General features: G+C 52.0%; 1 protein-coding gene. It reads left to right on the top strand.

The features are described 5' to 3' along the window. On the top strand, positions 1–271 hold a 271-nt coding region (locus NSCA4_RS0109070), incomplete at both ends, for a transposase (RefSeq protein ID WP_016687834.1).

The following is a 271-nucleotide window of genomic DNA, read 5'->3' as shown; positions in this document are numbered from 1 at the left end:
CTGAAAAAGGCCTAAAGGTAGAGAAAGCATCCGCCGCCGTCATTGACGCTACCATTATTCAGACCGCCGGCAGCAAACAGCGCCAGGCCATAGAAGTCGATGAAGAAGGACAAGTCAGCGGCCAAACCACACCGAGCAAAGATAAAGATGCCCGCCGGACAAAGAAAAACGGCCTCTACAGACTCGGTTACAAACAACATACCCGCACCGATGAGGAAGGCTATATCGAGAAACTGCACATCACTCCCGCCAATACCCATGAGTGCAACCA

The organism is Neisseria sicca 4320 (assembly GCF_000193735.1).
GTDB lineage: Bacteria > Pseudomonadota > Gammaproteobacteria > Burkholderiales > Neisseriaceae > Neisseria > Neisseria sicca_E.
This window is presented reverse-complemented; position numbering and strand designations above follow the sequence as displayed.